This is a genomic window from Streptomyces sp. SID5785, from assembly GCF_009870065.1.
Classification (GTDB): domain Bacteria; phylum Actinomycetota; class Actinomycetes; order Streptomycetales; family Streptomycetaceae; genus Streptomyces.
This window is the reverse complement of the sequence record NZ_WWIA01000477.1, coordinates 1-1,988: the sequence shown is the minus strand read 5'-3', so window position 1 is coordinate 1,988 and position 1,988 is coordinate 1. Positions and strand designations below refer to the sequence as shown.

General features: G+C 72.8%; 3 protein-coding genes. 2 read left to right on the top strand and 1 reads right to left on the bottom strand.

Annotated features, from left to right (window positions below):
* On the bottom strand, positions 1-987 hold a 987-nt coding region (locus tag GTW43_RS15625), incomplete at its 3' end, for a DUF5937 family protein (RefSeq protein WP_237536616.1).
* A gap of 101 nt (positions 988-1,088) precedes the next feature.
* On the opposite strand from GTW43_RS15625, the gene GTW43_RS15620 reads away from it, so the two are divergent.
* Both GTW43_RS15620 and GTW43_RS15615 read left to right on the top strand, forming a co-directional pair.
* Entirely contained in the window at positions 1,089-1,610 is a 522-nt protein-coding gene (locus GTW43_RS15620) for a YbaK/EbsC family protein (RefSeq protein WP_161302597.1), read from the top strand.
* 173 nt (positions 1,611-1,783) lie between these two features.
* On the top strand, positions 1,784-1,988 hold a 205-nt coding region (locus GTW43_RS15615; RefSeq protein ID WP_161302595.1), incomplete at its 3' end, for a LysE family transporter.

Here is a 1,988-nt window from a genome sequence, read left to right as displayed (position 1 = left end):
TGTCAGTCCTGCACGTGTCAGCTCCTTCAGATGGCGGGAGACCACGGAGGGGGACAGGCCGAGCAGGGTGGCCAGTTCCTGCGTACTGCGGCTCTGTGCGGCGAGGCGCGTGACGATCTGCAGGCGCGGAGCGGCGGCCAACGCGCGCAGGACGCTGAGGAGTTCGTCCTGGCTCGCAGGGCGGGGCGCGGCCGCGGGCGTCAGGGGGAGTGCCGGGTAGGTGACGCGCAACGGCCAGGGCGCGTCGCAGGTGACGCGCACGTGCGGCCAGACGTAGTGGCTGGCGGTGAGCGTGACGGGATGGGCGCGGGCCACGGTGATGTCGTGGTCGTGCGGGCGGTCGAGCCGGAGCACGCGCCGGGCGGGGTCGATGCGGATCTGCGGGACCAGGGTGCGGAGCATGGGGAAGACGCCCTGCTGGGCGATGCGTTGACCGGCGGCCGTGATCGCCTCGCAGAGGGCAGGCTCGATGCGCTCCCACTCGTCGGCGAAGGCCGCGTCCCAGTACTCCTCCAGCGTGGTGAGCACGCCGTCCAGAGCGGGGGCCGGATCGGCGAGTACAGCGGCGAGGCGTGCGGCCCGGTCAGGATCTGAATGCCGGAGCTCGGTGAGAGCGGCGTCGCGCACGATGGCGTTCTGCACCAGGGCGGGTCCGTCGTAGCGGGCGGTGTCGACGAGAGTCTGGGCGAGTTCGGCGGCCACCTGCTCGGGCGGGAGGGCCCGCACCGACGCGATCTGCGCGCCGAAGTCCGCATCCAGACCCCCGTCCCCGCTCTCGAAGAACGCCGGGATGTAGTCGGACACCACGAACCTGTGCTCGCGCAGGCGGCGCCGCACCGAGGTGGGCAGGCGGCGGCAGCGGCGCACCCACGGCACGTGCAGGGCGTGGTGCCCGGGGGCGGTGAGCACGTGCCACGAGTGGGCGGCCTCGAGCAGCGGAGAGACGCCGAAGGCGAGGTCCTCCTCGGCGCTGACGCCGAAACGCATCGTGATCACGATTGCAGGATTTCACAATCAGTTGATCGGATCTCGCCCGGTCCTCCAGGCTCACGACCAGACCTTGCCGCCCGACGACATGGAACCGACCGATGGACACCGATCGCCAGGACCTCCCGCCCCACGCGGACGGCAGGCCGCGTACGGGGACGCGTGAGGCTGCCTGGCGGGCAGCCCTCGACCGGGACGGCGCCGCCTACACCGTCCACGCGCACACGCCCGCGCACAGCGTCGCCGAGCGCCAGGCGCTGCCGTTCCCCTGGTCGCGAGCGGTCAAGACGCTCGCCTTCACCACCGCGGACACTCCGCTCCTGCTCGTGGCACTGCGCGCCGTGGACCGCATCGACTTCGCCCGCCTCGCGGCTGCCGCCGGCACCAGCCGCTCGCAACTGCGCGCCACCGACGCGGCGACGCTCGACGCGGAGGGGCTGGTGCCGGGAGGAATTCCGCCGATCAGCCACCGGTCCGGGGTGCTGTGCCTGATCGACGCCACGGTCATCGAGCTCGAGGGGCCGGTCTTCTGCGGCGCCGGAACCGCCGACCGCACGCTTCAGGTGGAACCGGCCGTACTCGCGCGCCTCCCGCGCGCTCGCGTGACTGAGCTGCGCCGCTAGCGAACCGGGCCCAGGCTCGGGCCCAGGCCCCGGGGCAGGACGCGCGGGACAGGCCGCAAGCTCACCGCAACCTCGCTGGCGGGGACCCCCGGGGCCCAGGGCGCAAGCGCCACCCGCGGCCACTTCCTGCCCCTTGCTTCCCGCCCACGTCTCTGGAAAGGCGATACCCGCTCATGGTGTCCACGTCGAGCCTCGCGGCCTTCGCCGCGATGTGTTTCGTGATGATCGCGATCCCCGGCCCGAGCGTCCTGTTCGTGGTCGGCCGGGCCCTCGCCCACGGCCGTCGCACCGCCCTCGCCACCGTCCTGGGCAACCTCCTGGGCTGCTACGCCCTCGTCCTGGCCGTCGCTCTCGGCGTCGGAGCCCTGGTGCAGAGTT

Excerpts from the sequence above, each read along its gene's own strand:
- GTW43_RS15620 (WP_161302597.1), top strand. The coding sequence starts at position 1,089 with ATGGACACCGATCGCCAGGACCTCCCGCCCCACGCGGACGGCAGGCCG.